Source organism: Streptomyces sp. NPDC005181, assembly GCF_040608395.1.
GTDB lineage: Bacteria > Actinomycetota > Actinomycetes > Streptomycetales > Streptomycetaceae > Streptomyces.
This window is the reverse complement of the sequence record NZ_JBEXID010000031.1, coordinates 1-24,353: the sequence shown is the minus strand read 5'-3', so window position 1 is coordinate 24,353 and position 24,353 is coordinate 1. Positions and strand designations below refer to the sequence as shown.

Genomic DNA, 24,353 nt, shown 5'->3' with positions numbered 1-24,353 from the left:
CGGGCCGATGCCACGCAGGTGCATGGGGCCGGCGCCGTCAGGGCTTCCGGGCCACTGCGCCGAACTGGGCGACTTCGGCGCCCTCGGTGGCCGGGCCGGTGCGCCAGCGTGCACACGACACGATGCCGGGATCGACGAGCTGCAGACCCTCCAGGAACGAGGCGAATTCGGCGCGGCTGCGGGCGGTGATCGGCGGTGTGGCGTTCTCGTTCCAGAACCGCATCGCCGCTTCGTTGCCCTCGCCGCCCAGCTCCGGCGTGGGGTGGGTGAGCACCAGATAGCTGCCGGACGGCATCGCGTCCATCAGCTTCCGTACGATGCCCCGCGCCTCGTCCGTGTCGAGAACGAAGTTCAGGATGCCGAGCATCATCACCGCGACCGGCTTCTTCAGGTCGAGGGTCGGTTCGACCGCCTGCAGGATCTGATCCGGGTGGTGGGCGTCCGCGTCGATGTACTCGGTCGCACCCTCCGGCGAGCTGGTGAGCAGCGCGCGGGCGTGCGCCAGCACGATCGGGTCGTTGTCGACGTACACGATGCGGGCGTCGGGGGCGGTGTGCTGCGCGACCTCATGGGTGTTGTCCGCCGTCGGCAGGCCGGTGCCGATGTCCAGGAACTGGCCGATCCCCGCGTCACCGGCCAGATGACGGACCGCCCGCCCCAGGAACGCCCGGTCGGCGCGCGCCACTTCGCCGATGCTCGGGTACATGCCGGTGACCTGATCGCCGACCGCACGGTCGACGGGGTAGTTGTCCTTGCCGCCCAGCCAGTAGTTCCAGACCCGGGCGTTGTGCGCGATGTCGGAACGGACGTGGGGCGAAAGGGGGTTGCGGCGTGGATCGGTCACATCAGTCACATCTGCTCCTCTGGCGCCGGGGCAACATCACGATCGATGAGGCACCGTCCATGATGCCGGATCGATCAAGAATGCTCAGCGGACCGGGAGTTGGCGAGCAAACGGTGCAAGGCGTCGATCCGATTGGTGGTGATCGAGTCGACGCCGTGCTCGATCAGGCGACGCATGGTGCGCTTGGTGTCGGCCGTCCAGGCCGAGACCAGCAGCCCGTCCCGGTGGACACGGTCCGTCAACTCCCGGCTCACCAGTCCGAACCGGTAGTTGAGCCAGCGCGGCTTCACCGCGTCCAGCAGACCGGCGCGGGGCGGGGCGAGCGACGTCCAGGTCAGGGCGATCTCGGCGGACGGATCCGCTGCGCGCACCCGCAGCATGGCCTCGGGGCCTGCGCAGTAGTACGTGCGCTCCCCGGCCCCGCACTCGCGGACCACACCGACGGTCCTGCGTACCGAATCGTCGGTGGAGCCGGGCAGGTCGACCATGAGGCGGTGCGTTCCGGCGGTGAGCAGTGCCTCTCGCAGGGTGGGGACACCGCCCGCGGTCACTTCGGTGAGCTCCTGGTGGGTGAACCCGTCCAGCCTGCGGTCGTGGCCCCACAGCCGTTCCAGCGTGGAGTCGTGCAGCAGGACGGGCACCCCGTCGCGGGTGACCCGGACATCGATCTCGACCGCGTCCGCCCCCCGTTCGATCGCGGAGCGGATCGACGGGAGAGTGTTCTCGCGGACACGGTACGGATCGCCGCGGTGAGCCACGGCGGTGACAGAGGTGGCCATGGGGCCATTGTCACCAGCTGCGGTCACCGGCCGCTGCGCTCCAGCCAGCTCGTCGTGTACGTGTCGATCTCGGCGGCCAGCGTCCGCTTGCCGGCCGGGTCGAGGTACGAGGCCTCCACCGCATTCTTCGCGAGTGCGGCGAGACCCCGCTCGTCCAGGCCGAGGAGACGGGCCGCCACCCCGTACTCGTTGTTGAGGTCCGTGCCGAACATCGGCGGGTCGTCGCTGTTGATGGTGACGAGAACGCCGGCGTCCACCATCTCCTTGACCGGGTGCCGGTCGAGGTCGGTGACGGCACGGGTCGCGATGTTCGAGGTCGGGCAGACCTCCAGCGGAATCCGGTGCTCGGCGAGGTGGTCGAGGAGCCTCGGGTCCCGGGTGGCGCTGGTGCCGTGGCCGATGCGCTCGGCGCGCAGCTCGGTGAGGGCGTCCCAGATGGTCTGCGGGCCCGTGGTCTCCCCGGCGTGCGGAACGGAGTGCAGGCCCTCGGCGATCGCCCGGTCGAAGTAGGGCTTGAACTGCGGGCGGGGCACGCCGATCTCCGGGCCGCCGAGACCGAACGCGACGAGCCCCTCGGGCCGCAGCCCGACCGCGAGCCGGGTGGTCTCCTCGGCGGCTTCCAGTCCGGCCTCGCCGGGGATGTCGAACGTCCAGCGCAGTACGACCCCGAGCTCGGCCTCGGCTGCCTTGCGGGCGTCCTCGATGGCCTCCATGAAGCCCTGCTCCGGGATCCCGCGCCGGGTCGAGCTGAACGGGGTGACGGTCAGCTCCGCATACCGGATGTTCTGGCGGGCCATGTCACGGGCGACCTCGAAGGTCAGCAGCCGGACGTCCTCCGGGGTGCGGATCAGGTCCACGACGGAGAGATAGACGTCGATGAAGTGAGCGAAGTCGGTGAAGGAGAAATAGTCAGCCAGCGCCTCGGGGTCCGTGGGGACCTTGGAGTCCGGGTGGTGGGCGGCCAGTTCGGCGACGATGCGGGGCGAGGCGGATCCGACATGGTGCACATGCAGTTCGGCCTTGGGCAGCCCCGCGATGAAGGGGTGCAGATCGGTCATCGGATCCTCCGGAACGTGAGGTCTGAGCGGTCCGGGCGCACGGCGGCCCGGGGATCATCGTAGGCCGGGGCCGGTCCGGCGGGAGCGGGCCGTAGCATGACGGGACCACGATGGGGGAGGCCCATGTCAGAGAACACAGAGCAACCAGGGGGCGGGGCCGCGCCACGCGACCCCTGGGCTCCGCCGGACAGCAGGGTGCCGCTGGAGAAGCCGGCCGGTGATCCTCGCCCGCCTGCGGTGCACGACCAGCAGACGGTCACCTCGATGCCCGCCGCAGAACCGGGCCCCGCGTCCACCGACGGGTTCGGCGGCGCACCGGGCACCGGCCCCGGCGCGGGCCAGGTCCCCGGCGACGTACCGCCGCCGCCGATCGCGCCGAGCGGTCCGGGCCAGACGACACCGCCGCCCGCGGGACAGTACGGGTACCCGGCCGCACCGCAGCCGCAGTACGGCGGTTACCCGGGCTACCCCGGTTACGGCCAGGCTCCCTGGGGCGGACCGGGACCCGCGAACGGACTCGGCATCGCGTCGATGGTGCTCGGCATCATCGCGGTGGTCGGCTTCTGCATGTGGGGGCTCGGCGTCGTCGTCGGCGTCCTTGCGCTGATTTTCGGTCTCCTGGGCCGCGGTCGCGTCAAGCGAGGCGAGGCGACCAACAGCGGCATGGCGCTGGCCGGCATCATTCTGGGCTCGATCGGCATCGTCATCAGCGGGGCCTTCCTGGGCTTCCTGATCTGGGCGATAGCCAATGACGACCTCAACAATGACGACAGCTACCCCTACGACGACCCGTACGGCACATCCCTGGTCGTGGACGTCGCACGCTGAGGGGCGTCCCGGAAGCGGGACAGCCGCCAGCACACGCACGGCCCGCGGGGCGGTGGGGAAACCCATCGCCCCGCGGGCCGTTTCATGCGGTGCGCAGCTCCTTGCGGGCCTCCATCAGCGCGAACCCCAGCAGATTCAGCCCGCGCCAGCTCGCCGGCTGCTCGGCACGCGGATCGTCCGCCGCCAGCCCGATGCCCCAGATCCGGTCCACGGGGCTGGCCTCGACGAGCACCCGGTCCCCGGTGTTCACCAGGAACTCCCGCAGCTCGGCGTTCTGGCCGAACTTGTGGACGCTGCCCGCCACCACCAGGGCGAACCGCTCCCGCTCCCACACGGCCCCGTCGAAACCGCGGACCAGCCGCCCCGTTTTCTTCGCCGCAGCGGGGCTGCTCGCGGACACGGCGCGGCGCTCCGCCTCCTCGTCGCCGAAGAGCCGCGCCTTGCCGGCCATCATCCAGTGCTCGGCCGACGCATACGTCACGCCGTCGACGGTGAACGGCGACGGCCACCACTGACTGAGACAGCTCGCACCGATCCGCCCGTCCGGGAGCGGACGGTGCCCCCAGAACCGCAGGTACGTCACCTTCTCGCCGCGGCCGGTCCGCACCACAAGATCGTTCAAGTGCTCCATGACATGCGAGTGTGGCATCCGCCACTGACACTCCGTACGGGTAATTCCGTACCGACGCGACACATGGTCGACAGATTCCGTCGCGTAACCAAAAGGCAACAACGGAATCACTTGTTGGGCTCGGTCTCCTCTGTCAGGATCGGCACTTAATTCGAGCAAAAGCTACGCCGCCCCGGTCGACGGGGACAGCGGCGGAGGAGAGCGTCATGGGCAACGGTTTCCAGGTGCAGGACCGCTTCGCGGACGGCGCACAGTACATCGACGGACGTCTGCGGTCCGGCACGTCGGGACGCAGCCACGCGGTCGTGAACCCGGCGACGGGCGAGACCGTCTACACATACGAACTGGCGGGCACCGCCGATGTCGACGCGGCCGTCGCTGCCGCGCGGGAGGCCTTCCCCGGCTGGTCCGGTGCCACACCGGCCGAGCGGTCCGAGGCGATGCACCGCTTCGCCGCCGTACTCGCCGAGCAGGCCGACGACTTCGCGTACGCCGAGTCGCTCCAGTGCGGCAAGCCGGTCAAGCTCTCCACCGAGTTCGACGTGCCGGGCACCATCGACAACACCTCCTTCTTCGCGGGCGCCGCCCGCCATCTGGAGGGCAGCTCCGCGGGCGAGTACGACGGCGACCACACCTCGTACGTACGCCGTGAGGCGATCGGTGTCGTCGGCTCCATCGCCCCCTGGAACTACCCGCTCCAGATGGCCGCGTGGAAGATCCTTCCGGCGATCGCGGCAGGTAACACGATCGTGCTGAAGCCCGCCGAGATCACCCCGTTGACCTCATTGATGTTCGCGCAGGCGGCCACCGCGGCGGGCATCCCGGACGGTGTGATCAACATCGTCACCGGGGCGGGCAAGGACGCGGGCGAGCACCTCGTCGGCCACCCGGACGTCGTGATGACCTCGTTCACCGGCTCCACCGCCGTCGGCAAGCGGGTCGCCGAGATCGCCACCGCCACCGTCAAGCGCCTCCACCTCGAACTCGGCGGCAAGGCCCCCTTCCTGGTCTTCGACGACGCCGACCTCGACGCCGCCGTCAACGGCGCGGTCGCCGGAGCGCTCATCAACACCGGTCAGGACTGCACCGCCGCCACTCGCGCCTACGTCCAGCGCCCGCTCTACGACGCCTTCGTCCAGGGCGTCGCCGAGCTGATGGAGACCGTCCGGCTCGGCGACCCCTTCGATCCGTCGACCGACCTCGGCCCGCTGATCAGCCACGCCCAGCGGGACCGGGTGGCCGGATTCGTCGAGCGCGCCCGTGCGTACGCCACCGTCGTCACCGGCGGCGAGGCTCCCGGCGGCGACCTCAAGGACGGTGCGTACTACCGGCCGACGCTGGTCGCCGGAGCCGCCCAGGACAGCGAGATCGTGCAGTCGGAGATCTTCGGCCCGGTCCTGGTCGTGCTGCCCTTCGACACCGACGACGAGGGCATCGCTCTCGCCAACGACACCCCGTACGGACTCGCCGCCTCCGCCTGGAGCCGCGACGTGTACCGCGCGAGCCGTGCCACCCGCGAGATCAAGGCGGGCTGCGTCTGGGTCAACGACCACATTCCGATCATCAGCGAGATGCCGCACGGCGGCTACAAGGCCAGTGGCTTCGGCAAGGACATGTCGGCGTATTCCTTCGAGGAGTACACGCAGGTCAAGCATGTGATGTACGACAACACCGCGGTCGCCCGCAAGGACTGGCACCGCACGATCTTCGGGGACCGATAGCCCGGCCGCAACGGCCACTCCCACCCGAAAGGGCAACGCGCATGGAGCAGTACGAGTCCGAGCACCTCTCTGCGACGCAGCTGGCCGCGATGCGGCGCAGTCTGACCAGTGGCAGGGGCGCCCTCACCCGGCGTTCGCTCATCCGCGCCTCCGGCATGGGCGCGCTCGCGCTCGGCGGACTGGGGACGCTGAGCGCATGCGGCATCCCGCCCGCGAAGCGGGAAGGGGACGCCGCCGCGGCCTCGGACGACCATTCGGCCAAGGAGAAGCAGATCAACTTCTCCAACTGGACCGAATACATGGACGTCAGTGAGGACGAGAAGCACCGGCCCACCCTGGAGGCGTTCACGAAACGCACCGGGATCAAGGTCAAGTACACCGAGGACATCAACGACAACGTCGAATTCTTCGGCAAGATAAAGCCGCAGCTGGCCGCGGGCCAGGACACCGGCCGGGACCTCATCATCGTCACCGACTGGCTGGCCGCGCGGATCATCCGGCTCGGCTGGGCCCAGAAGCTCGACCCGGTGAACCTGCCGCACGCCTTCGCCAACCTCGCGACCCAGTTCCGCACCCCCGACTGGGACCCGGGCCGCGCCTACTCGTACCCCTGGACGGGCATTCCGACCGTCATCGCCTACAACTCCAAGGCGACCGGCGGGCGCAAGGTCGACTCCATCACGCAGCTGCTCGACGACCCCTCCCTCAAGGGCAGGGTCGGATTCCTCTCCGAGATGCGTGACTCCGTCGGCATGACCCTGCTCGACATGGGCAAGGACCCCGGGACATTCACGGACGCCGACTTCGACGCGGCGATCGGCCGGATCCAGAAGGGCGTCGACAAGAAGCAGATCCGCCGCTTCACCGGCAACGACTACACCGCGGACCTCGACAAGGGCGACATCGCCGCCTGTATCGCGTGGGCCGGCGACATCATCCAGCTCCAGTCCGGAAACCCGGACATCAAGTACGCGATCCCGGCCGCCGGTTACATCACGTCGAGCGACAACATGCTGGTCCCCGCCAAGGCCCGGCACAAGACCAACGCCGAGAAGCTCATGGACTACTACTACGAGCCGCCGGTCGCCGCCCAGCTCGCCGCGTACATCAACTATGTCTGTCCGGTCGACGGTGTCCGCGAGGAACTCACCAAGATCGACAAGGCGATGGCCGCCAACACACTCATCCTCCCCGACAAGGAGATGGCGGCCCGATCGCACGCCTTCCGCTCGCTGACAAGCAAGGAAGAGACGGCGTACGAGGAGAAGTTCGCCAAGCTCATCGGCGCCTGACCGCCGTGCCTTTTCCCCCTCGCCCGATCTCCCCCTGACACCACTGGGACTGCGACCCATGACACAGCAGCAGACAGAACGCGGCGACGTCCGCCTCACCGGGATCAGCAAGATGTACGGTTCCTTCGCCGCCGTCCAGCCGCTCGACCTGACCGTCCCCCAGGGCTCCTTCTTCGCCCTGCTCGGAGCATCCGGCTGCGGCAAGACCACCACCCTGCGGATGATCGCGGGGCTGGAGGAGGCCACCACCGGCACCATCTCGCTCGGCGGCCGGGACATCACCGACCTGCCCCCGTACAAGCGGCCCGTCAACACCGTTTTTCAGAGCTATGCGCTCTTCCCGCACCTCGACATCACCGAGAACGTCGCCTTCGGTCTGCGCCGGCGCGGCATCAAGTCGGTGAAGAAGCAGGTCGACGACATGCTGGAGCTCGTTCAGCTCGGCGACTTCGCGAGGCGGAAACCGCACCAGCTCTCCGGCGGCCAGCAGCAGCGCGTCGCCGTCGCCCGCGCCCTGATCAACCACCCGCAGGTGCTCCTGCTCGACGAGCCGCTCGGCGCCCTCGACCTCAAGCTGCGCCGCCAGATGCAGCTGGAGCTCAAGCGCATCCAGACCGAGGTCGGCATCACGTTCATCCATGTCACCCACGACCAGGAGGAGGCCATGACCATGGCCGACACCGTCGCGGTGATGAACGCGGGCCGCGTCGAACAGCTCGGCGCCCCTGCCGATCTGTACGAGAACCCGCAGACGACTTTTGTCGCCAACTTCCTCGGCACCTCCAACCTCATCGAGGGCGAGATCGCCGAGTCCGGCGCGGACATCCTCGTCGGCGCGGGCGGCAGCACGCTGCGACTGCCGGCCGGGCGATGCTCGGCCCCCACCGCCCGCGGCGGCAAGATCCTGGTCGGCATCCGCCCGGAGAAGATCTCCCTCGCCCCCGCCGACGAAGCGGACACCATAGCCGCCGGACGTAACCGGGTAACCGGCTGGATCGTCGACTCCAGTTTCATCGGCGTCTCGACGCAGTACGTGGTGGAGAGCCCGGCCGGCAAGGCACTTCAGGTGTACGAGCAGAACGTCGGGCACCGCGCGGGACTCGCCCGCGGCACCGAGGTCGTCCTGCACTGGAACCCGGAGCACACCTTCGGCCTCGACGCGGCTCAGGACATCGACGCCGGTGTGGAGACGGTGGAGGACGCGACATGACCGTCACCGAAGCGCCGCCCGCGCCGTCCAAGGGCCCAGCCGAGCTCCCCGTACGCAAGGCCTCCACCCGCAAGCGGCTCGTCCCGTACTGGCTGCTGCTCCCCGGCATCCTCTGGCTGGTCGTCTTCTTCGCCCTGCCGATGGTCTACCAGGCATCGACCTCCGTACAGACGGGATCCCTGGAGAAGGGGTTCGAGGTCACCTGGCACTTCCAGACCTACTGGGACGCGCTGTCCGAGTACTACCCGCAGTTCATCCGGTCCCTGCTGTACGCGGGCACCGCGACGATCCTCTGCCTGCTGCTCGGCTACCCGCTCGCGTATCTGATCGCGTTCAAGGCGGGCCGCTGGCGCAATGTGGTGCTGGTGCTGGTCATCGCGCCGTTCTTCACCAGCTTCCTGATCCGTACGCTCGCCTGGAAGACGATCCTCGCGGACGGCGGCGCGGTCGTCGACGTACTGAGCGCCCTGCACGTCCTGGACGTCACCAGCTGGCTCGGCTGGACCGAGAACAACCGGGTGCTGGCCACGCCGATGGCCGTGGTCTGCGGTCTGACGTACAACTTCCTGCCGTTCATGATCCTGCCGCTCTACACCTCGCTGGAGCGGATCGACGGCAGGCTGCACGAGGCGGCCGGCGATCTGTACGCCACCCCCGCCACCACCTTCCGCAAGGTGACGTTCCCGCTCTCCATGCCGGGTGTCGTCTCGGGCACGCTGCTGACCTTCATCCCGGCCAGCGGTGACTACGTCAACGCCGAGCTGCTGGGCTCCACCGACACCAAGATGGTCGGCAGCGTCATCCAGACCCAGTTCCTGCGCGTCCTCGACTACCCGATGGCAGCCGCGCTCTCCTTCATCCTCATGGCGGTCGTCCTGCTGATGGTGACCGTCTACATTCGCCGCTCCGGGACGGAGGACCTGGTCTGATGCCCGTACTGCGCTGGCTCCGCCGCCATCTGATCGTCATCGCGGGTCTGCTGACCCTCGCCTACATGATCCTTCCGAACATCGTCGTGATGGTGTTCTCCTTCAACAAGCCGAACGGGCGCTTCAACTACGCCTGGCAGCGCTTCTCGCTGGACGCCTGGACGGATCCCTGCGGCGTCGCCGACATGTGCGGCTCGCTCTCGCTCTCCCTCCAGATCGCCACCTGGGCGACGATCGGCGCGACCGCGCTCGGCACGATGATCGCCTTCGCACTGGTCCGCTACCGCTTCCGGGCGCGCGGCGCGATCAACTCGCTGATCTTTCTCCCGATGGCGATGCCCGAGGTCGTCATGGCCGCCTCACTGCTCACGCTCTTCCTCAACATGGGCGCTCAGCTGGGTTTCTGGACGATCCTCATCGCGCACATCATGTTCTGTCTGAGCTTCGTCGTGACGGCGGTCAAGGCGCGCGTGATGTCGATGGACCCGCGGCTGGAGGAGGCGGCCCGCGATCTGTACGCGGGACCCGTGCAGACCTTCGTCCGGGTGACCCTGCCGATCGCCGCCCCCGGAATCGCCGCGGGAGCGCTGCTCGCCTTCGCGCTCTCCTTCGACGATTTCATCATCACCAATTTCAACGCGGGCTCGACCGTGACCTTCCCCATGTACGTCTGGGGTTCGGCACAGCGCGGCACACCCGTGCAGATCAACGTCATCGGCACGGCGATGTTCATCATTGCCGTTCTGGTGGTTGTCGCCGGCCAGCTCGTCACGAACCGGCGAAAAAACAGCGCACGTCCCTGAAAGTCCTGAAGGAGTTGGAAACCATGGCCCCAGCCGCCATGCGTACTGCTGCACAATCGCTCTCCGACGCACGACCGGTCTCGTTCTGGCTGGACGACCCCGGCAGGCCCGACGCGCTTCCCGCGCTCACCGGCGACGAGCACTGCGATCTGCTCGTCATCGGCGGCGGATACAGCGGACTGTGGACCGCACTGATCGCCAAGGAACGCGATCCGGAACGGGACGTCGTACTGATCGAGGGGCACGAGGTGGGCTGGGCCGCCTCGGGCCGCAACGGCGGATTCTGCGCCGCCTCGCTCACCCACGGCCTCCCCAACGGCCTGGACCGCTGGCCGGACGAGATCAAGAAGCTGGAAGAGCTGGGCGAGCAGAACCTCGACGCCATCGAGGCGGCCGTCGCCCGCTATTCCATCGACTGCGCATTCGAGCGCACCGGCGAGATCGATGTCGCCACCGAACCGCATCAGCTGGAAGAGCTGCGGGCATGGCACCAGGAAGCCGAGAAGCTCGGCTTCACCGGAGTGGAATTCCTCGACCGGGACGCACTGCGTGCGGAAGTCGACTCACCGACCTTCCTCGGCGGACTCTGGGACCGGCGCGGAGTCGCCATGCTGCACCCCGCCAAGCTGGCCTGGGGCCTCAAGCGGGCCTGCCTCGAACTGGGGGTGCGGGTGTACGAGCACACCCGGGGCCTCGAACTGGCCAGAACCGCCACCGGGATGGCGGTCCGCACGCCGTACGGGAAGGTCCTCGCCCGCCGGGTCGCACTCGGCACGAACATCTTCCCGTCGCTGGTCAAGCGGGTGCGTCCGTACACCGTCCCGGTCCACGACTACGCGCTGATGACCGAGCCGCTCACCGCCGACCAGCTCGCCTCCATCGGCTGGAAGAACCGGCAGGGACTGGGCGACAGCGCCAATCAGTTCCACTACTTCCGGCTGTCCGAGGACAACCGCATCCTGTGGGGCGGCTATGACGCGATCTATCCGTACGGCGGCCGGCTGAGCGCTGATCTCGACCAGCGGCCGGAGACGTTCCTCAAGCTCGCCGGCCAGTTCTTCGACTGCTTCCCGCAGCTGGCAGGGGTACGTTTCAGTCACGCCTGGGGCGGTGCGATCGACACCTGTTCCCGCTTCTCCGCCTTTTTCGGTACGGCCCACCAGGGGCGGGTCGCCTACGCCGCCGGATTCACCGGACTGGGCGTCGGAGCCACCCGGTTCGGCGCCGATGTGATGCTCGATCTGCTCTCCGGTGAACGGACCGAGCGGACCGGTCTGGAGATGGTGCGCACCAAGCCGATGCCGTTCCCGCCGGAGCCGTTCGCATGGGCCGGGATCGAACTCACGAAGCGGTCCCTGGCCAGGGCGGACAGCCATGGCGGGCGGCGCAATCTGTGGCTGCGGACGATGGACCGGCTGGGGCTCGGCTTCGACAGCTGACCCCGGGCCGGGCCGGACCGGTCACGGTGTGACCCGGTTCACTTCCGACTGGTGCCCCCAACTCGCGTAATGATCCGGGCCGAACCCCCTCTCGCCGTGTGTACGCACTGTCGGTGCACACGGAAAGGGAGGCCGGCCATGACTGGCTCGGAGGTAAAGGCGGCAGTCGAATGGCTTGCCTCGGTGGCACCGGATCCGGCTGCGTGCCGGTGGGAATGGGAGCGCAATCCCCAGGGGATTGCGCTCCTTCCCGCAGGCAGGCGCTGGGACGTACTGATTCTTCCGCGGGAGCTCGGCTATCCGACGTTCGATGTGCTCACCCGTCTCATCGACCGGCCGGGGCCGGTCCTCTCCGACTTCGGCGACGCCCGCATGGGCTTCTTCGTGCCGCCGGGCACGGTCGCCCGCTGGATCGGAACGGGGGTACGGGGAGCGGGACTCGGCACCTGGATCGTCGTGCCGTACCCGGGGCGGGCGTCCGGCGGGGTGCGCTGGCTGATCCCGCCCGACGGTTCGGGGACGCTCAACGACGCGCCTCTGCTGGAGCTGGCGATGCACGAGGCCGCGGCGGCAACGGCCCGGAGGGGCAAGGGCGGGGACGGGGCAGAGCCAAGGGCGAGGAGGCGGGTAGGGCGCCAGGGGCTGATGGGGGCCCCGGGGGCCGGTGAGGTGGGGCTTACGGCCGGCGCGGCAGACCCGGGATGGTGCCAGAGGCCTTGACAACCCGATTGGTCTGGACCATGTTGTGGCGCCACGCTCAATTCCCCCCTGCACGGAGGCCGTTGTGGAACGCACGGGACCCCCCGCCCGATTTTCCGGACTTCTGGCCGCCCTCTCGGCGGCCCTGCTCGTCGCCGGTGGCCTGGCAGTCTCCGCGCCGGCCGCCGTGGCGGCCGACGTCGATCTGGCGCGCAACGGAGGCTTCGAGGCCGGCCTGGACGGCTGGAGCTGCACAGGCGGCAGCGGAGCCGTCGTCAGCGCACCCACCCACGGCGGTACTTCGGCACTCAAGGCGACGCCGGCCGGCAGCGACAACGCCGAGTGCTCCCAGACCGTGACGGTCAAGCCGGACTCCACATACACACTGAGCGCCTGGGTGCAGGGCAGCTACGTCTACCTCGGCGCGTCCGGAACCGGCACCACCGACGTGTCGACCTGGACGCCGTCCTCTCCCGGCTGGACACAGCTCACCACCACGTTCAGAACCGGTGCCGCCACGACGTCCGTGAAGATCTACACCCACGGGTGGTACGGCACCCCCACGTACTACGCCGACGACCTCACCCTCGTCGGCCCCGGCGGCGACCCGGTCGCGCTTCCCGCCACCCCCGCCGGGCTGAAGGCAGGCACGGTCACCTCCTCCTCCGTCGCCCTCTCCTGGACCGGCTCCACGGGAGCCACCGGCTACAACGTCTACCGGGGCGGTACGAAGGTCCTCTCCGTCACCGGGACCTCCGCCACCGTGGCGGGCCTGGCCGCCTCGACCGCGTACAGCTTCCAGGTCACCGCGACCAACTCCGCCGGTGAGTCCGCCAAGTCCACAGCGGTCACCGCCACCACCACGGCGGGCGGCGGAGGCGGCGGCTCGGGCCTCCCCACCCACGCGCTCGTCGGGTATCTGCACTCCAGCTTCGCCAACGGCTCCGGCTACACGCGGATGGCGGACGTCCCCGACTCCTGGGACGTCATCGACCTGGCCTTCGGCGAGCCGACCTCCGTCACCTCGGGCGACATCCGGTTCTCGCTCTGCCCGGTCACCGAGTGCCCGAACGTCGAGTCCGTGGCCGAGTTCAAGGCGGCGATCAAGGCCAAGCAGGCCGCGGGCAAGAAGGTGCTGATCTCCATCGGCGGCCAGAACGGTCAGGTGCAGCTCTCCACCACCGCCGCCCGTGACACCTTCGTCTCCTCCGTCAGCAAGATCATCGACGACTACGGTCTGGACGGTCTCGACATCGACTTCGAGGGCCACTCCCTCTCGCTGAACACCGGCGACACCGACTTCCGTAGCCCGACCACCCCGGTCATCGTCAACCTGATCTCCGCGGTGAAGACCCTCAAGGCCAAGTACGGCGACAAGTTCGTGCTGACCATGGCTCCCGAGACGTTCTTCGTGCAGCTCGGCTACCAGTACTACGGTTCGGGCCCCTGGGGCGGCCAGGACCCGCGCGCCGGCGCCTACCTCCCGGTCATCCACGCCCTGCGTGACGACCTCACCCTGCTGCACGTCCAGGACTACAACTCGGGCTCCATCATGGGTCTGGACAACCAGTACCACTCGATGGGCGGCGCCGACTTCCACATCGCCATGACCGACATGCTGCTCACCGGCTTCCCGGTGGCCGGTGACGCCACCAAGGTCTTCCCCGCGCTCCGTCCTGACCAGGTCTCCATCGGACTTCCTGCCTCCACCCAGGCGGGCAACGGTTACACCTCACCCGCTGAGGTCACCAAGGCGCTGAACTGCCTGACGAAGAAGACCGACTGCGGTTCGTACGCCACGCACGGGACCTGGCCCGGACTGCGCGGACTGATGACGTGGTCGATCAACTGGGACCGCTTCAACAATGGTGAGTTCTCGAAGCACTTCGACGCCTACTTCGGCGGCTGACGTCGCCGTGACCGACCGCTCGACCAGCTGAGCGCCACAAGCAGCAGCCCGCCGAGGCACCAGCTGCCGAGCACATCCAGCGGCCAGTGATAGCCGCGCAGCACCAGACCGATGCCCGTCGCCACTGTCAGCAGGACAGCGGCGACGGGCATCATCCATGACCGCTTCGACCGTCCCGCACGCGTTGTGCGGGACGCGATCAGCAGCGCCGCCGCTCCGTAGGCCACTGTGGCCGTCGCCGCGTGCCCCGACGGGTAGTAGCCGGTCTCCTCGGCCAGTGGTCCCGTCCGGGCGATCCAGTCCTTGAGCGGGACGATCAGCGCGGGCACCGCGGCCATGGCGAGAACGGCGTACAGCGGCATACGGCGTGCGCCCCGCACCAGGGCGTAGACGATCGCGCAGCCCAGGACCGGGAGCGCGACCTGCATGTTGCCGAGATCGGCGAGGAATTCGGTGAGGCGGCCGGGGCCGTGGCCGACGATGCTCCGGCCGATCCGCTCGTCCAGCCTGCGCAATGGGCCGTCGGCCGCGACCTGCCAGGTGAGGAGCGCGAAGACCGCGAAAAGCGACGACACCAGGAAGAGGAGAGGAGCCGGCCGCCCCGGAACAGGGGGGGTGGTTCCGGGGCGGCCGCCGTGATCGGTTTGCCGCGCGCCCCGGGGGGTTTGGGGCGAGCGGCCATCCGATCGGTGAGGAGTTCCGGAGCCGGAGGCTCCAGTGGTGTGCGCGATGGCACGACCAGGACGGTGCTGGGGATGCCCCGACCCGGTATCACCCGCAGTCCCCTGCGAGCGGGGTGTTTCTCTCATCTGCAGGAACCGTACGGCAGCCGATGGGGGACCGACAGCGGGAACCGGATCCCGCCATGGGCCCCCCACACGTTCTTCACAGGTCCTCACGTGAGTCCTGTCAGGATCGGCGCCAGGATCGGATCAGATCTGGGCGAAAGCCTGCTCGATGACGTCGAGGCCCTCGTCCAGCAGGTCCTCGCCGATCACCAGCGGCGGCAGGAAGCGCAGCACGTTGCCGTACGTCCCACAGGTGAGGACGAGCACGCCCTCCGCGTGGCACGCCTTCGCGAGCGTCGCGGCGGCCTCCGGGTTCGGGTCCTTCGTGCCGGGCTTCACCAGCTCGATCGCGATCATCGCGCCGCGGCCACGGATGTCACCGATGACATCGCCGTTCGGCAGCTTCGCCTGCATCTCGGCGAGGCGGCCCTTCATGACCTCCTCGATGCGCTTCGCCTTCCCGTTCAGGTCCAGCTCGCGCATCGTCTCGATGGCGCCGAGCGCACCCGCGCAGGCCACCGGGTTTCCGCCGTACGTACCGCCGAGGCCGCCCGCGTGCGCGGCGTCCATGATCTCGGCGCGGCCCGTCACGGCGGAGAGCGGCAGACCGCCCGCAATGCCCTTGGCGGTGGTGATCAGGTCGGGGACGATGCCCTCGTCCTCACAGGCGAACCACTGGCCGGTACGGCAGAAGCCGGACTGGATCTCGTCCGCGACGAAGACGATGCCGTTGTCCTTGGCGAACTGCGCGATCGCCGGGAGGAAGCCCTTCGCCGGCTCGATGAAGCCACCCTCGCCGAGTACCGGCTCGATGATGATCGCGGCGACGTTGTCGGCGCCGATCTGCTTCGTGATCTGGTCGATGGCCTGGGCGGAAGCCTCGGCACCGGCGTTCTCCGCACCGGTCGGCCAGCGGTAGCCGTACGCCACCGGGACCCGGTAGACCTCGGGCGCGAACGGACCGAAGCCCTGCTTGTACGGCATGTTCTTGGCGGTCAGCGCCATCGTCAGGTTCGTCCGGCCGTGGTAGCCGTGGTCGAAGACGACGACCGCGGTGCGCTTGGTGTAGGCACGGGCGATCTTCACGGCGTTCTCGACGGCCTCGGCACCCGAGTTGAACAGCGCGGACTTCTTGGCGTGGTCGCCCGGCGTCAGCTCGGCGAGCTGCTCACAGACCTCGACGTACCCCTCGTACGGCGTGACCATGAAACAGGTGTGGGTGAAGTCGGCGAGCTGCGCGGAGGCACGGCGTACGACGGCCTCGGCGGAGGCGCCGACCGACGTCACAGCGATACCGGATCCGAAGTCGATGAGACGGTTGCCGTCCACGTCCTCGATGATGCCGCCGCCTGCACGGGCGGTGAACACCGGCAGGGTGGAGCCCACACCTGCGGCGACCGTCGCGACACGGCGGGCCTGCAGCTCCACCGACTTCGGGCCGGGAATGGCAGTGACGACGCGGCGCTCCTGCGGAATTGCGGTCATGAGGGGCTCCTGGGGGTGTTTCGGACGCTTCTCTGTCTGCAGGCTAGGGGCGAGGCCCGGGGTCCGGCATGTTCCGTTCGGGAGAAGTGGCCCGACGCGGTTGTCCGTCACGGACATAGCGACGGCCCGGCGACCGGTGGCGAGACATCCCGCCCGACAGCGTCTGACGGGGTGCTACGGGGCACTAGATTGAGGGGATCGGGGCGCCTGCGCCCGTAGTTACCGGTCGGCGCTGGTCAGGGGACGAGGGACAGCACATGGACACCGAGGGTACGTACGACTCACGCGGCACCCGCTCCGGCCATTCGGTCCCGCGCCCGGCCGGCCCGCCACCGCCCGTACTGCCGCCCATGCCGGGCCACGCGCCGGCCACCGGCCCCTCCCTCGGAGACTGGCTGCGTCTCCCCAGGCCCCTCGCGGAACCGGGCGTCTGGCGGTCCGGGCACACCGCCCGGCCCGCCGAGGAGGAGGAGCGCACGCCCGACCGCACGCTGCTGAGCGGAGCGGTGATCTCGCTCCTTGCCTGCATCCTCGTCTGGTCGCTCTGGCACAACGGATACATCCCGTACTGGCGGGTCCCGCTGAAGCTGTTCACGCCCCATGACTGGTGGGGACCGTTCGACGATCAGCCGCTGACGCATGGGGCGGTACGGGCGCTCGAAATCTACCGTCTGCTGATCATCGGAGCCATCGTCTACGGGTTCGGCCGGTTGGGTAACTGGCCCGCCGCTTTCGAACGCTCGGTCGCCGGCCGAGGGCCCACCGCCCGTGCGGTCGGTGCGGCTGCCGGTGCGCTGCTGGTCTGGATCCTCGTGTGGACGGGGACCGTGCCGGGCATGGAGCTCACCTTCAGCTTTGTGGCCGGCCCGTGGATGGGCACCGATCGCACCCTGACCACTGTGGTCACGTACACGCTGTACGCCCTGATCACCCTGGTGATCGTGTGGCCGTTCGCGAAGCTGGGCCGATGGTCCCGGCTGCGCCGCAGGAACACCGGCGGCGCCCGCCCGCCGCAGCCCCCGACGGCACATGGCGGCACTCCTGGGGGCGCGCGTGGAAGCGTAGACCGGGGTACGGCCCGTGAGGCAGGGCACGGCACTCAGGCGGCGGGCGGCGCCGAGGGCGGTGCGAACGATCCGGCCGAGTGGCCCGACCTGCGCGCCGCCGGACAGGACCAGGCGGCCGCGAAACTCGCTCAGGAAGTCCGGTCGGGCCGGATGAACGACGTCGACTACGCCCGTATCCGACGTGCCTGGACCTCCGTACGTGCCGACAGCGCCCGGCTGCCCGCCTTCACCGACACGGTGCTGCGCAACGGCGCCGCCGCCTGCACCCACCCCTCCGGCGCGCGCGATCTCCCGGTCCGCGCCGCCCGGCACGACCTGCTCGTCGACCAGGTCAGGCTCGGCACGGTCGACGACAACGAGCGCAACCCCTATGCGCGCCGCGGCAGCGGAATCGCCCTCGACCCCGGGCTGCTCGGCACCTCCCTGCTCGCCGTCGGACCGCCTGGGGCGGGCAAGAGCCGCGCGCTGATCCGGCCCGTCGTCGAATCCCTCGCCCTTCAGGCGCTCGCCGGGCGGACCGCCGTCGTCGCGGTATGCGCCACCGGCACCCAGCTCGGAGGCGACGAGGGGTTCGACGTCGTGGTCAAGGTCGGCGACCCGGCCTCCGTCCACGATCTCGACCTCTACGGTGGCACCACCGACCCCGACGAGGCTGCGGCCGTCCTGGCCGAAGGGCTCGTCGGAGACCTCCCCGAAGTCGACAACAGGCGAGCCGCCACCGCCCTCGCGCAGCTCCTCGGCCCCTACCGCGCCGCCCACGGCCGCTTCCCCGCCGTCCCCGAGCTCCGGGAGCTGCTGGACGGTGTCCCGGCCGCGCTCGAGGCGCTGCGCGAGGCTGTCGACGCGGCGGGCGGGCAGAGCATGCACCGCGAACTGGACGCCCGCGCCCGCCAGTCCGGTGCTCCCGGAGACCCGGGACCCGCGCTCGCCGACCGGGTCGCGCTGCTCGACCGGCCCGCATTCGCCGATTTCTTCGACACCACGGGCAAGGCCCGCCCCTTCTCCCTGCGGGCCCTGGAGCACCCGCTCCGGGTCCGCATCGATCTGCCCGAACGCGGCCACGCCGAGGCGTCGCGGATGCTGGCCCGTCTGGTCCTCGCCCAGTTCACCGCGAGCGCCGCTGCCCGCGCCGACCGCTCCCTCTTCGCCTGCCTGGTCCTCGACGACGCGACCCGCACGCTGACCCCCGACACCGTCCGGGGCATCCAGCGGCTGCGCTCCGCGCACGCCGGGGCCGTGCTCACGCTGCGCACCCTCGACGACGTCCCGGAGAGCCTGCACACGGCGCTCCTCGGTGCGGTCGGCTGCCGGATGGCGTTCTCCGGGATCACCACCTGGGACGGGAAGCGGTTCGCCGAGGCATGGGGTACGGAATGGGTCGAGACCCGGGACGTCACCCAGCGCACGGTCTTCGCCGACCAGCCGATGACCCGGGCCATCCACGCCTTCCGCAAGCTGGTCACCGGCAAGGCTGTGACCACGGACGCCGTGACCGTACGCCAGGTCGAGCGTGAACGCTGGTCGGCCTCCGAACTGGCCCATCGCGTCCCTGCCGGACACGCGGTGCTGTCCCTGACGACCGTACGAGGGGAGCACGCACCGCCCCTGTTGGTGAACCTGAACGGCTGAACGGGGGACGGGCGGCCACGACGCGCGGGCCGGGTCCACCGCAGCGGATCCGGTCGGCCGCGGCGGTGCCGGGTCACTGAGAGTGGTTACGGCTGACCCTGCCGCCCTGGCAGAATCGGGAGCAGCCGTTCGTACGGGACGGCGAAATCGACTCCCGAAGGTCCCGCGGTCCCCATGCCCCCCACTCTCGCCTCGCTCGTCCAGCACTCGGCGCTCAAACTCACGGTGCGTGCGGGGGCGGACCGCCTCGACGCGCCCGTGCGCTGGGCGCATGCCAGTGAGCTGGCCGACCCCGTCCCGTACATGGAGGGCGGAGAGCTCCTCCTCGTCACCGCCAGCAATCTCGATGCCGAGAACCCCGAAGCGATGCGTCGATACGTGCGCCGACTGGCCGCCGCCGGGGTCGTCGGGCTCGGCTTCGCCGTGGGCGTCAACTACGACGAAGTGCCGCAGCCGCTGATCGACGCCGCCGAGGAGGCGGGACTGCCACTCCTCGAAGTCCCGCGCCGCACCGCCTTCCTCGCCATCGCCAAGGCCGTCTCCTCGGCGATCGCCGCCGACCAGTACCGGGCCGTGACAGCGGGCTTCGAGGCCCAGCGCGATCTCACCAAGGCAGCACTCGCCGGGGACAGCCCCGGCGAACTTCTCAGCCGGCTCGCCGCCCAGGTCGACGGCTGGGCCGCGCTGTACGACACCTCCGGCGCCGTCGTGGCCGCCGCCCCCGACTGGGCCGCCCGCAGAGCCACCCGGCTCACCCCCGATGTGGAACGCCTGCGAGAACGCCCCGCCCCGGCGAGCATCGTCGTCGGCGACACCGACGACCGGGTCGAGCTGCAGACCCTGGGTACCGGCCGCCGCGCCCGCGGCGCCCTGGCCGTGGGCACCGGGTCAGCCCTCGGCACCGCCGAGCGGTACGCCGTGCACTCTGCTGTCGCCCTGCTGACCCTCACCACCGCCCGCTCCGGCGCCCTCCAGGGCGCCGAACAGCGGCTGGGCGCTGCGGTACTGCGGATGCTCCTCGCCGGCCAGCCGGACCATGCGCGGGCCGTTGCCGGAGACCTGTACGGAGGGCTGCTCGACGCCCCGTTCCGTCTGCTGATCGCGGAGGCGTCCGATCCGGCGACACCGGCACTGCTCGGCGAGGCGATGGAGTCGGCGGCTGCCCGGTCCGGCGAGGCCCTGCTGATGGTCCCGGAAGGAGAACGGCTCGTCGTCCTCGCCGCGGACGGCGGTGCGGCCGTCGCAGCCTGCACGGCATACGCGGAGGCCCAGGAGGAGCGAACTCCACATGACCAGGCGGCGCCGGAGGGTGCCGAGGTGGTCGTCGGGCTGTCCGCACCGGCGGGTCCGGCCGCTGTCTCCGCCGCGTACAAGCAGGCCGAACAGGCACTCTCGGTCGCCCGCCGCAGGGGCAGGGCCATGGTCGAGCACGAGGAGCTGGCGGCGGGCTCGGTCCTGCCGCTGCTCGCGGACGACGCGGTCCGGGCCTTCGCGGACGGCATGCTCCGCGCCCTGCGCGAACACGACGCGAAGGGCCGCGGTGATCTGGTCGCCTCGCTGCGGGCCTGGCTCAGCCACCACGGCCAGTGGGACGCGGCCGCGGCCGACCTGGGTGTGCACCGCCACACCCTGCGGTACCGGATGCGGCGGGTGGAGGAGATCCTGGGCCGCTCCCTGGATGACCCGGATGTGCGGATGGAGCTGTGGCTGGCACTGAAGGTCACGAGCTCCCCTACGACGCCGTGAGATGAGGCCCGTCCGGCCCTTTGGCGCGTACACCTTGCCGGACGGTCGCGGTGAACCTTCCGGGTGGGCCGGGTCATCCGACAAACCGGCGCATGCCTGCCGCCTTCCGCTCCACGCCGGACAAACGCCAGGCCGGTTGCACGGCCCTACGGTGGGGGGCAGGAAACCCCACGACTCCGAAGGGCCGGAACCTCCATGACTTCCACCCACGCCTTCTGGCTCGCCGGCCGCCAGGCCACCGGCGAGGACAGCTTCGACGTCACCAACCCCTGGGACGGTCGTCTCGTCGGCACGGTCAGCGTGCCGACCGACGCGCAGATCGAGGAAGCCGTCGCCGCCGCGCACGCCGTGCGCGAGGAGTTCGCCGCGACTCCCGCCCATGTCCGCGCCGCCGCGCTCGACCACGTCGTACGGCGTCTCGTGGAGCGCACAGAGGAGATTGCCCAGCTGATCTCCGCCGAGAACGGCAAGCCCATCAAGTGGGCGCGCGGCGAGGTCGGCCGTGCCGTCTCCGTGTTCCGGTTCGCCTCCGAGGAAGCCCGCCGCTTCAACAGCGGCGACGCCCAGCGCCTCGACACCGACGCCGGTGGCACCGGTCGCCTCGGGCTGACCCGACGCTTCCCGCGCGGCACGGTCCTCGGTATCGCGCCCTTCAACTTCCCGCTGAACCTGAGCGCCCACAAGGTGGCCCCGGCCATCGCCGTCGGCGCCCCGATCATCCTGAAGCCCGCCCCGGCCACCCCGATCTCGTCGCTGATCCTCGGTGAGCTGCTGGCCGAGACGGACCTTCCGGCCGGTTCGTGGTCCGTGCTCACGGTGCCCAACGACCGCATGCCCGCCCTCGTGCAGGACGAGCGGCTCCCCGTGATCTCCTTCACCGGGTCCGCAGCGGTCGGCTACTCGATCATGGAGTCGGTGCCGCGCAAGCACTGCACCCTGGAGCTCGGCGGCAACGGCGCGGCGGTCGTCCTCGGCGACTACGCCTCCGACGAGGACCTGGACTGGGCCGCGACCCGCATCGCGACCTTCTCCAACTACCAGGGCGGCCAGTCCTGCATCTCGGTGCAGCGCGTCATCGCGGACGCCGCGGTCTACGACCGGCTCGTCCCGAAGATCGTCGCGGCCGTCGAGGCCCAGGTCACCGGCGACCCCTCCGACGCCGCGACCGATGTCGGCCCGCTGGTCAACGAGGACGCCGCCAAGCGCGTCGAGTCCTGGGTCGACGAGGCCGTGCAGGCCGGCGCCCAGCTGCTCGCCGGCGGCAAGCGGGATGGTGCGACCTACGCACCGACCGTGCTCACGGAGCTCCCGGACGGCGTGACCCTCGCCTCCGAGGAGGTATTCGGGCCGGTGCTCACCGTCCAGAAGGTGACTGGCGAAGCCGAGGCCTTCGCCTCCGTGAACTCGTCCAAGTACGGCCTGCAGGCAGGCGTGTTCACGCACGACCTGCAGACCGCGTTCCGCGCCCACCGTGCCCTTGAGGTCGGCGGCGTCATCATCGGTGACGTCCCCTCCTACCGCGCTGACCAGATGCCGTACGGCGGAGTCAAGCAGTCCGGCGTCGGCCGCGAAGGTGTTCGCTACGCGATGGACGACTACACCTACGAGCGCGTACTGGTCCTCACCGGCCTCGCCCTGTAGTCCGCAAGCAGGATCGAACCGATCCACCACAGCTGCCTGCAATCCGCCTGGACAGCACGACAGCAGGCGGCAGACGAGCGGCCGGAGCCCACTGTGCGGGGGCTCCGGCCGTTCCGGCGTATCTGCACCCTGACCTGCGACGATGGTCGGATCTTGGCTGGTTCTCATGGGGTGGCGGGAACACCGTGGGAACGCATGTCGCTACTCTGCGCACATGGCGTCCCTGACTCCGCGTAGGAACAAGGCCGGGCACGTAACCAGCTACCAGGTCAAGTGGAGAGACGGTGGCCCGGCCTCTGGCGACTGGCAGACCGAACGCTTCGATGACGAGGAGTCGGTCCAGGTCTTCGAGGGGGCCGTCGAAGAGGCCGGTCATGCTGGCCTTTCGGCTGGGTGAAGGGCAAGGGGTACATCGACCCCACAGCCGCCGACCAGCTGCGCTACCGCTTCGACCGCTGGGCCGTTGAGTCCGTCGAGAACCGCACCGCGAGCAGTGGATCATCGGCACGCTGATGATCGTCGTCATCGTGACCGGCGTCCTGTACCGCTTGCTCTAGCGACCCCCGTACGCTCCCCGCCGTAGACTTGTCAGGGAGCTTGAGCCCTGCCGGACGTCCAGTTCAGGCGGGCCCCGCGAGCTTGATCCCGCCAAGGGCGGCGGGATTGGAGTTTCCCACGGCTCCGGCCATCGCGGGCTCTCTCTCCAATGAGCGGAAGCCTCTGCCTCGCTTTGTGAGCGGTGGAATCCCCTCCGGAAGGACGTGGGCCAGATGACCCACCTTGTGAGCCAGGTGCCCATCAGTGACATCACAGTGGCCGCTTCGGCTGTGCGCTGGATTTTCCCCCTCGGTATAGCAGTGGTCGTAGTCGCTGTTCTGCTTGGCCTCGTCTGGTGGGACGCGCGCCGTCGTTCTCGGGAACGACAGCAGGGACCACGGGCCGAGCGTTCCTCCCGAAGCCGGCGGCCTTTTCGCGGCGAAAACGTGAGGGCTGCAGATGATTTCGGGGAAGGTCTCAGCCCATATGAGCTCAACCGGCCCTCTTCGACAAGGGACATACGCAAGGATGACAACGGTGGGGCTTTTGGCAGTGGAGGACCCGGCGGCTGACGGGTCGGCGACATCAGCGGCACTTGCCGAGATCATCGCGCGGTCAAGATCTACTTTCGATACACGCCCTAGGAGGTCACGGCACCGGCTGTTAGGGAGGTGACGAGCGGCGCAGCGATCTCTCTGAGCTGCCTGACCTCGTAGTGGGTGCGTTCCATGACAGCGAGGCTCCGTGTGGCAGTGACCACAAGGCGGACTGATCCGTCTCACCGCCCTGAGGTGCTCGTCAGCTGCTGGTACAGCTCCCAGGTGGCACGTTCCACCCAGTTGTGCTGCAGCTTGCCGTCCTCGCGCACCGCCCAGACGGCCGTACCGCTGAAGGAGATCGGCTGCCCGTCGGGCTCGGTGCCCAGAAGCCCATTGTTCCTCCCGCGCACGATCCACCGTGACGCCACCCGGCTCCCGTCCTCGTTCTGAAAGGACTCGACGACTTCGAGCCTCAGGTCGTGGACCTTGTCCAGGAAAGCGGCGACCCACGCCTTGAATTTCTCCCGGCCTTCGATGGATCCGCCGGGGTTGGTGATGACGAAGTCCTCGACGACGAAGTCGTCGATCTTGTCGGGGTTGTGGCCGTTCCAGACCTCCCCCCAGAACGCTTCGACGATCTCCACGGAATTCCTGCGTGCCATGGGACCCACTCTCCAGAGCTCTGACACGGCAGCTGTAGTTCTTGATCGGTAGGGCATCGTTGCTGGTCAGGCGGTTGTGGCGGCGGTGATGTTGTTCCAGCGGCGGTGGGCTTCGGC

Annotated in this window: 21 protein-coding genes; 14 read left to right on the top strand and 7 right to left on the bottom strand. The window is 69.4% G+C overall.

All coding sequences use genetic code 11. The features are described 5' to 3' along the window. Positions 1 to 37 precede the first annotated feature (37 nt). The 3 genes from ABZV38_RS20725 to ABZV38_RS20715 all read right to left on the bottom strand — a co-directional run bounded on the left by ABZV38_RS20725 (position 38) and on the right by ABZV38_RS20715 (position 2,681). Complete coding sequence (locus ABZV38_RS20725; RefSeq protein ID WP_356329061.1) at positions 38 to 844, bottom strand: SAM-dependent methyltransferase; 807 nt, start codon at positions 842 to 844, stop codon at positions 38 to 40. A 74-nt stretch (positions 845 to 918) separates the two neighbouring features. Beyond that, positions 919 to 1,623 carry a glycerophosphodiester phosphodiesterase gene (locus ABZV38_RS20720; RefSeq protein ID WP_356328971.1) on the bottom strand — a complete coding sequence of 235 codons (705 nt, stop codon included), beginning with the start codon at positions 1,621 to 1,623 and terminating at the stop codon, positions 919 to 921. A gap of 23 nt (positions 1,624 to 1,646) precedes the next feature. Further along, complete coding sequence (locus tag ABZV38_RS20715; RefSeq protein WP_356328969.1) at positions 1,647 to 2,681, bottom strand: adenosine deaminase; 1,035 nt, start codon at positions 2,679 to 2,681, stop codon at positions 1,647 to 1,649. Positions 2,682 to 2,804: 123 nt separating this feature from the next. Between ABZV38_RS20715 and ABZV38_RS20710 the strand changes: the two genes are divergently transcribed. Beyond that, complete coding sequence (locus ABZV38_RS20710; RefSeq protein ID WP_356328967.1) at positions 2,805 to 3,509, top strand: DUF4190 domain-containing protein; 705 nt, start codon at positions 2,805 to 2,807, stop codon at positions 3,507 to 3,509. Positions 3,510 to 3,591: 82 nt separating this feature from the next. Here the strand turns inward: ABZV38_RS20710 and ABZV38_RS20705 are convergent, their stop codons facing one another. Next, the gene (locus tag ABZV38_RS20705; protein ID WP_356328965.1) at positions 3,592 to 4,140 is read right to left on the bottom strand and encodes an NADAR family protein; all 549 of its coding nucleotides are present in this window, start codon (positions 4,138 to 4,140) and stop codon (positions 3,592 to 3,594) included. A 206-nt stretch (positions 4,141 to 4,346) separates the two neighbouring features. Here ABZV38_RS20705 and ABZV38_RS20700 point away from each other — a divergent pair, with 206 nt between their 5' ends. The 8 genes from ABZV38_RS20700 to ABZV38_RS20665 all read left to right on the top strand — a co-directional run bounded on the left by ABZV38_RS20700 (position 4,347) and on the right by ABZV38_RS20665 (position 14,142). Continuing rightward, the gene (locus tag ABZV38_RS20700; protein ID WP_356328963.1) at positions 4,347 to 5,861 is read left to right on the top strand and encodes a gamma-aminobutyraldehyde dehydrogenase; all 1,515 of its coding nucleotides are present in this window, start codon (positions 4,347 to 4,349) and stop codon (positions 5,859 to 5,861) included. A 41-nt stretch (positions 5,862 to 5,902) separates the two neighbouring features. Continuing rightward, on the top strand, positions 5,903 to 7,153 hold the full coding sequence (locus tag ABZV38_RS20695) for a spermidine/putrescine ABC transporter substrate-binding protein (RefSeq protein WP_356328961.1): 1,251 nt from the start codon (positions 5,903 to 5,905) through the stop codon (positions 7,151 to 7,153). Between the two features lie 58 nt (positions 7,154 to 7,211). Then, the gene (locus ABZV38_RS20690) at positions 7,212 to 8,363 is read left to right on the top strand and encodes an ABC transporter ATP-binding protein (protein WP_356328960.1); all 1,152 of its coding nucleotides are present in this window, start codon (positions 7,212 to 7,214) and stop codon (positions 8,361 to 8,363) included. After that, positions 8,360 to 9,292 (top strand): ABC transporter permease, encoded by a 933-nt coding sequence (locus ABZV38_RS20685; protein WP_356328959.1) that lies wholly within the window; start codon positions 8,360 to 8,362, stop codon positions 9,290 to 9,292. Before ABZV38_RS20690 ends, ABZV38_RS20685 begins: the two co-directional genes overlap by 4 nt. After that, entirely contained in the window at positions 9,292 to 10,095 is an 804-nt protein-coding gene (locus ABZV38_RS20680) for an ABC transporter permease (protein WP_356328957.1), read from the top strand. Before ABZV38_RS20685 ends, ABZV38_RS20680 begins: the two co-directional genes overlap by 1 nt. Positions 10,096 to 10,118: 23 nt before the next feature. Further along, entirely contained in the window at positions 10,119 to 11,534 is a 1,416-nt protein-coding gene (locus ABZV38_RS20675) for an FAD-dependent oxidoreductase (protein ID WP_356328955.1), read from the top strand. 138 nt (positions 11,535 to 11,672) lie between these two features. Further along, positions 11,673 to 12,254 carry a hypothetical protein gene (locus ABZV38_RS20670; protein ID WP_356328954.1) on the top strand — a complete coding sequence of 194 codons (582 nt, stop codon included), beginning with the start codon at positions 11,673 to 11,675 and terminating at the stop codon, positions 12,252 to 12,254. 64 nt (positions 12,255 to 12,318) lie between these two features. Further along, positions 12,319 to 14,142 carry a glycoside hydrolase family 18 protein gene (locus ABZV38_RS20665; protein WP_356328952.1) on the top strand — a complete coding sequence of 608 codons (1,824 nt, stop codon included), beginning with the start codon at positions 12,319 to 12,321 and terminating at the stop codon, positions 14,140 to 14,142. Here the strand turns inward: ABZV38_RS20665 and ABZV38_RS20660 are convergent. Both ABZV38_RS20660 and gabT read right to left on the bottom strand, forming a co-directional pair. After that, positions 14,127 to 14,951: a phosphatase PAP2 family protein gene (locus tag ABZV38_RS20660; protein ID WP_356328950.1), complete on the bottom strand. Its 825-nt coding sequence runs from the start codon at positions 14,949 to 14,951 to the stop codon at positions 14,127 to 14,129. The two genes, ABZV38_RS20665 and ABZV38_RS20660, sit on opposite strands and share 16 nt — an antisense overlap. Before the next feature lie 123 nt (positions 14,952 to 15,074). Next, positions 15,075 to 16,415 (bottom strand): 4-aminobutyrate--2-oxoglutarate transaminase, encoded by a 1,341-nt coding sequence (gabT, locus tag ABZV38_RS20655; RefSeq protein WP_356328948.1) that lies wholly within the window; start codon positions 16,413 to 16,415, stop codon positions 15,075 to 15,077. Positions 16,416 to 16,672: 257 nt separating this feature from the next. Here gabT and ABZV38_RS20650 point away from each other — a divergent pair, with 257 nt between their 5' ends. The 5 genes from ABZV38_RS20650 (at position 16,673) to ABZV38_RS20630 (ending at position 23,607) form a co-directional block, all read left to right on the top strand. Continuing rightward, on the top strand, positions 16,673 to 19,111 hold the full coding sequence (locus ABZV38_RS20650) for an ATP/GTP-binding protein (protein WP_356328946.1): 2,439 nt from the start codon (positions 16,673 to 16,675) through the stop codon (positions 19,109 to 19,111). Between the two features lie 174 nt (positions 19,112 to 19,285). After that, a complete protein-coding gene (locus ABZV38_RS20645) occupies positions 19,286 to 20,857 on the top strand; it encodes a PucR family transcriptional regulator (protein ID WP_356328944.1) in 1,572 nt (523 codons plus the stop codon). Between the two features lie 195 nt (positions 20,858 to 21,052). Further along, positions 21,053 to 22,498 (top strand): aldehyde dehydrogenase family protein, encoded by a 1,446-nt coding sequence (locus ABZV38_RS20640; RefSeq protein WP_356328942.1) that lies wholly within the window; start codon positions 21,053 to 21,055, stop codon positions 22,496 to 22,498. A gap of 214 nt (positions 22,499 to 22,712) precedes the next feature. Continuing rightward, a complete protein-coding gene (locus ABZV38_RS20635) occupies positions 22,713 to 22,895 on the top strand; it encodes a hypothetical protein (RefSeq protein WP_356328941.1) in 183 nt (60 codons plus the stop codon). Between the two features lie 373 nt (positions 22,896 to 23,268). Next, on the top strand, positions 23,269 to 23,607 hold the full coding sequence (locus ABZV38_RS20630; protein ID WP_356328940.1) for a DUF6479 family protein: 339 nt from the start codon (positions 23,269 to 23,271) through the stop codon (positions 23,605 to 23,607). 206 nt (positions 23,608 to 23,813) lie between these two features. Here the strand turns inward: ABZV38_RS20630 and ABZV38_RS20625 are convergent, their stop codons facing one another. Beyond that, positions 23,814 to 24,236 carry a nuclear transport factor 2 family protein gene (locus tag ABZV38_RS20625; protein ID WP_356328938.1) on the bottom strand — a complete coding sequence of 141 codons (423 nt, stop codon included), beginning with the start codon at positions 24,234 to 24,236 and terminating at the stop codon, positions 23,814 to 23,816. Between the last annotated feature and the right edge of the window lie 117 nt (positions 24,237 to 24,353).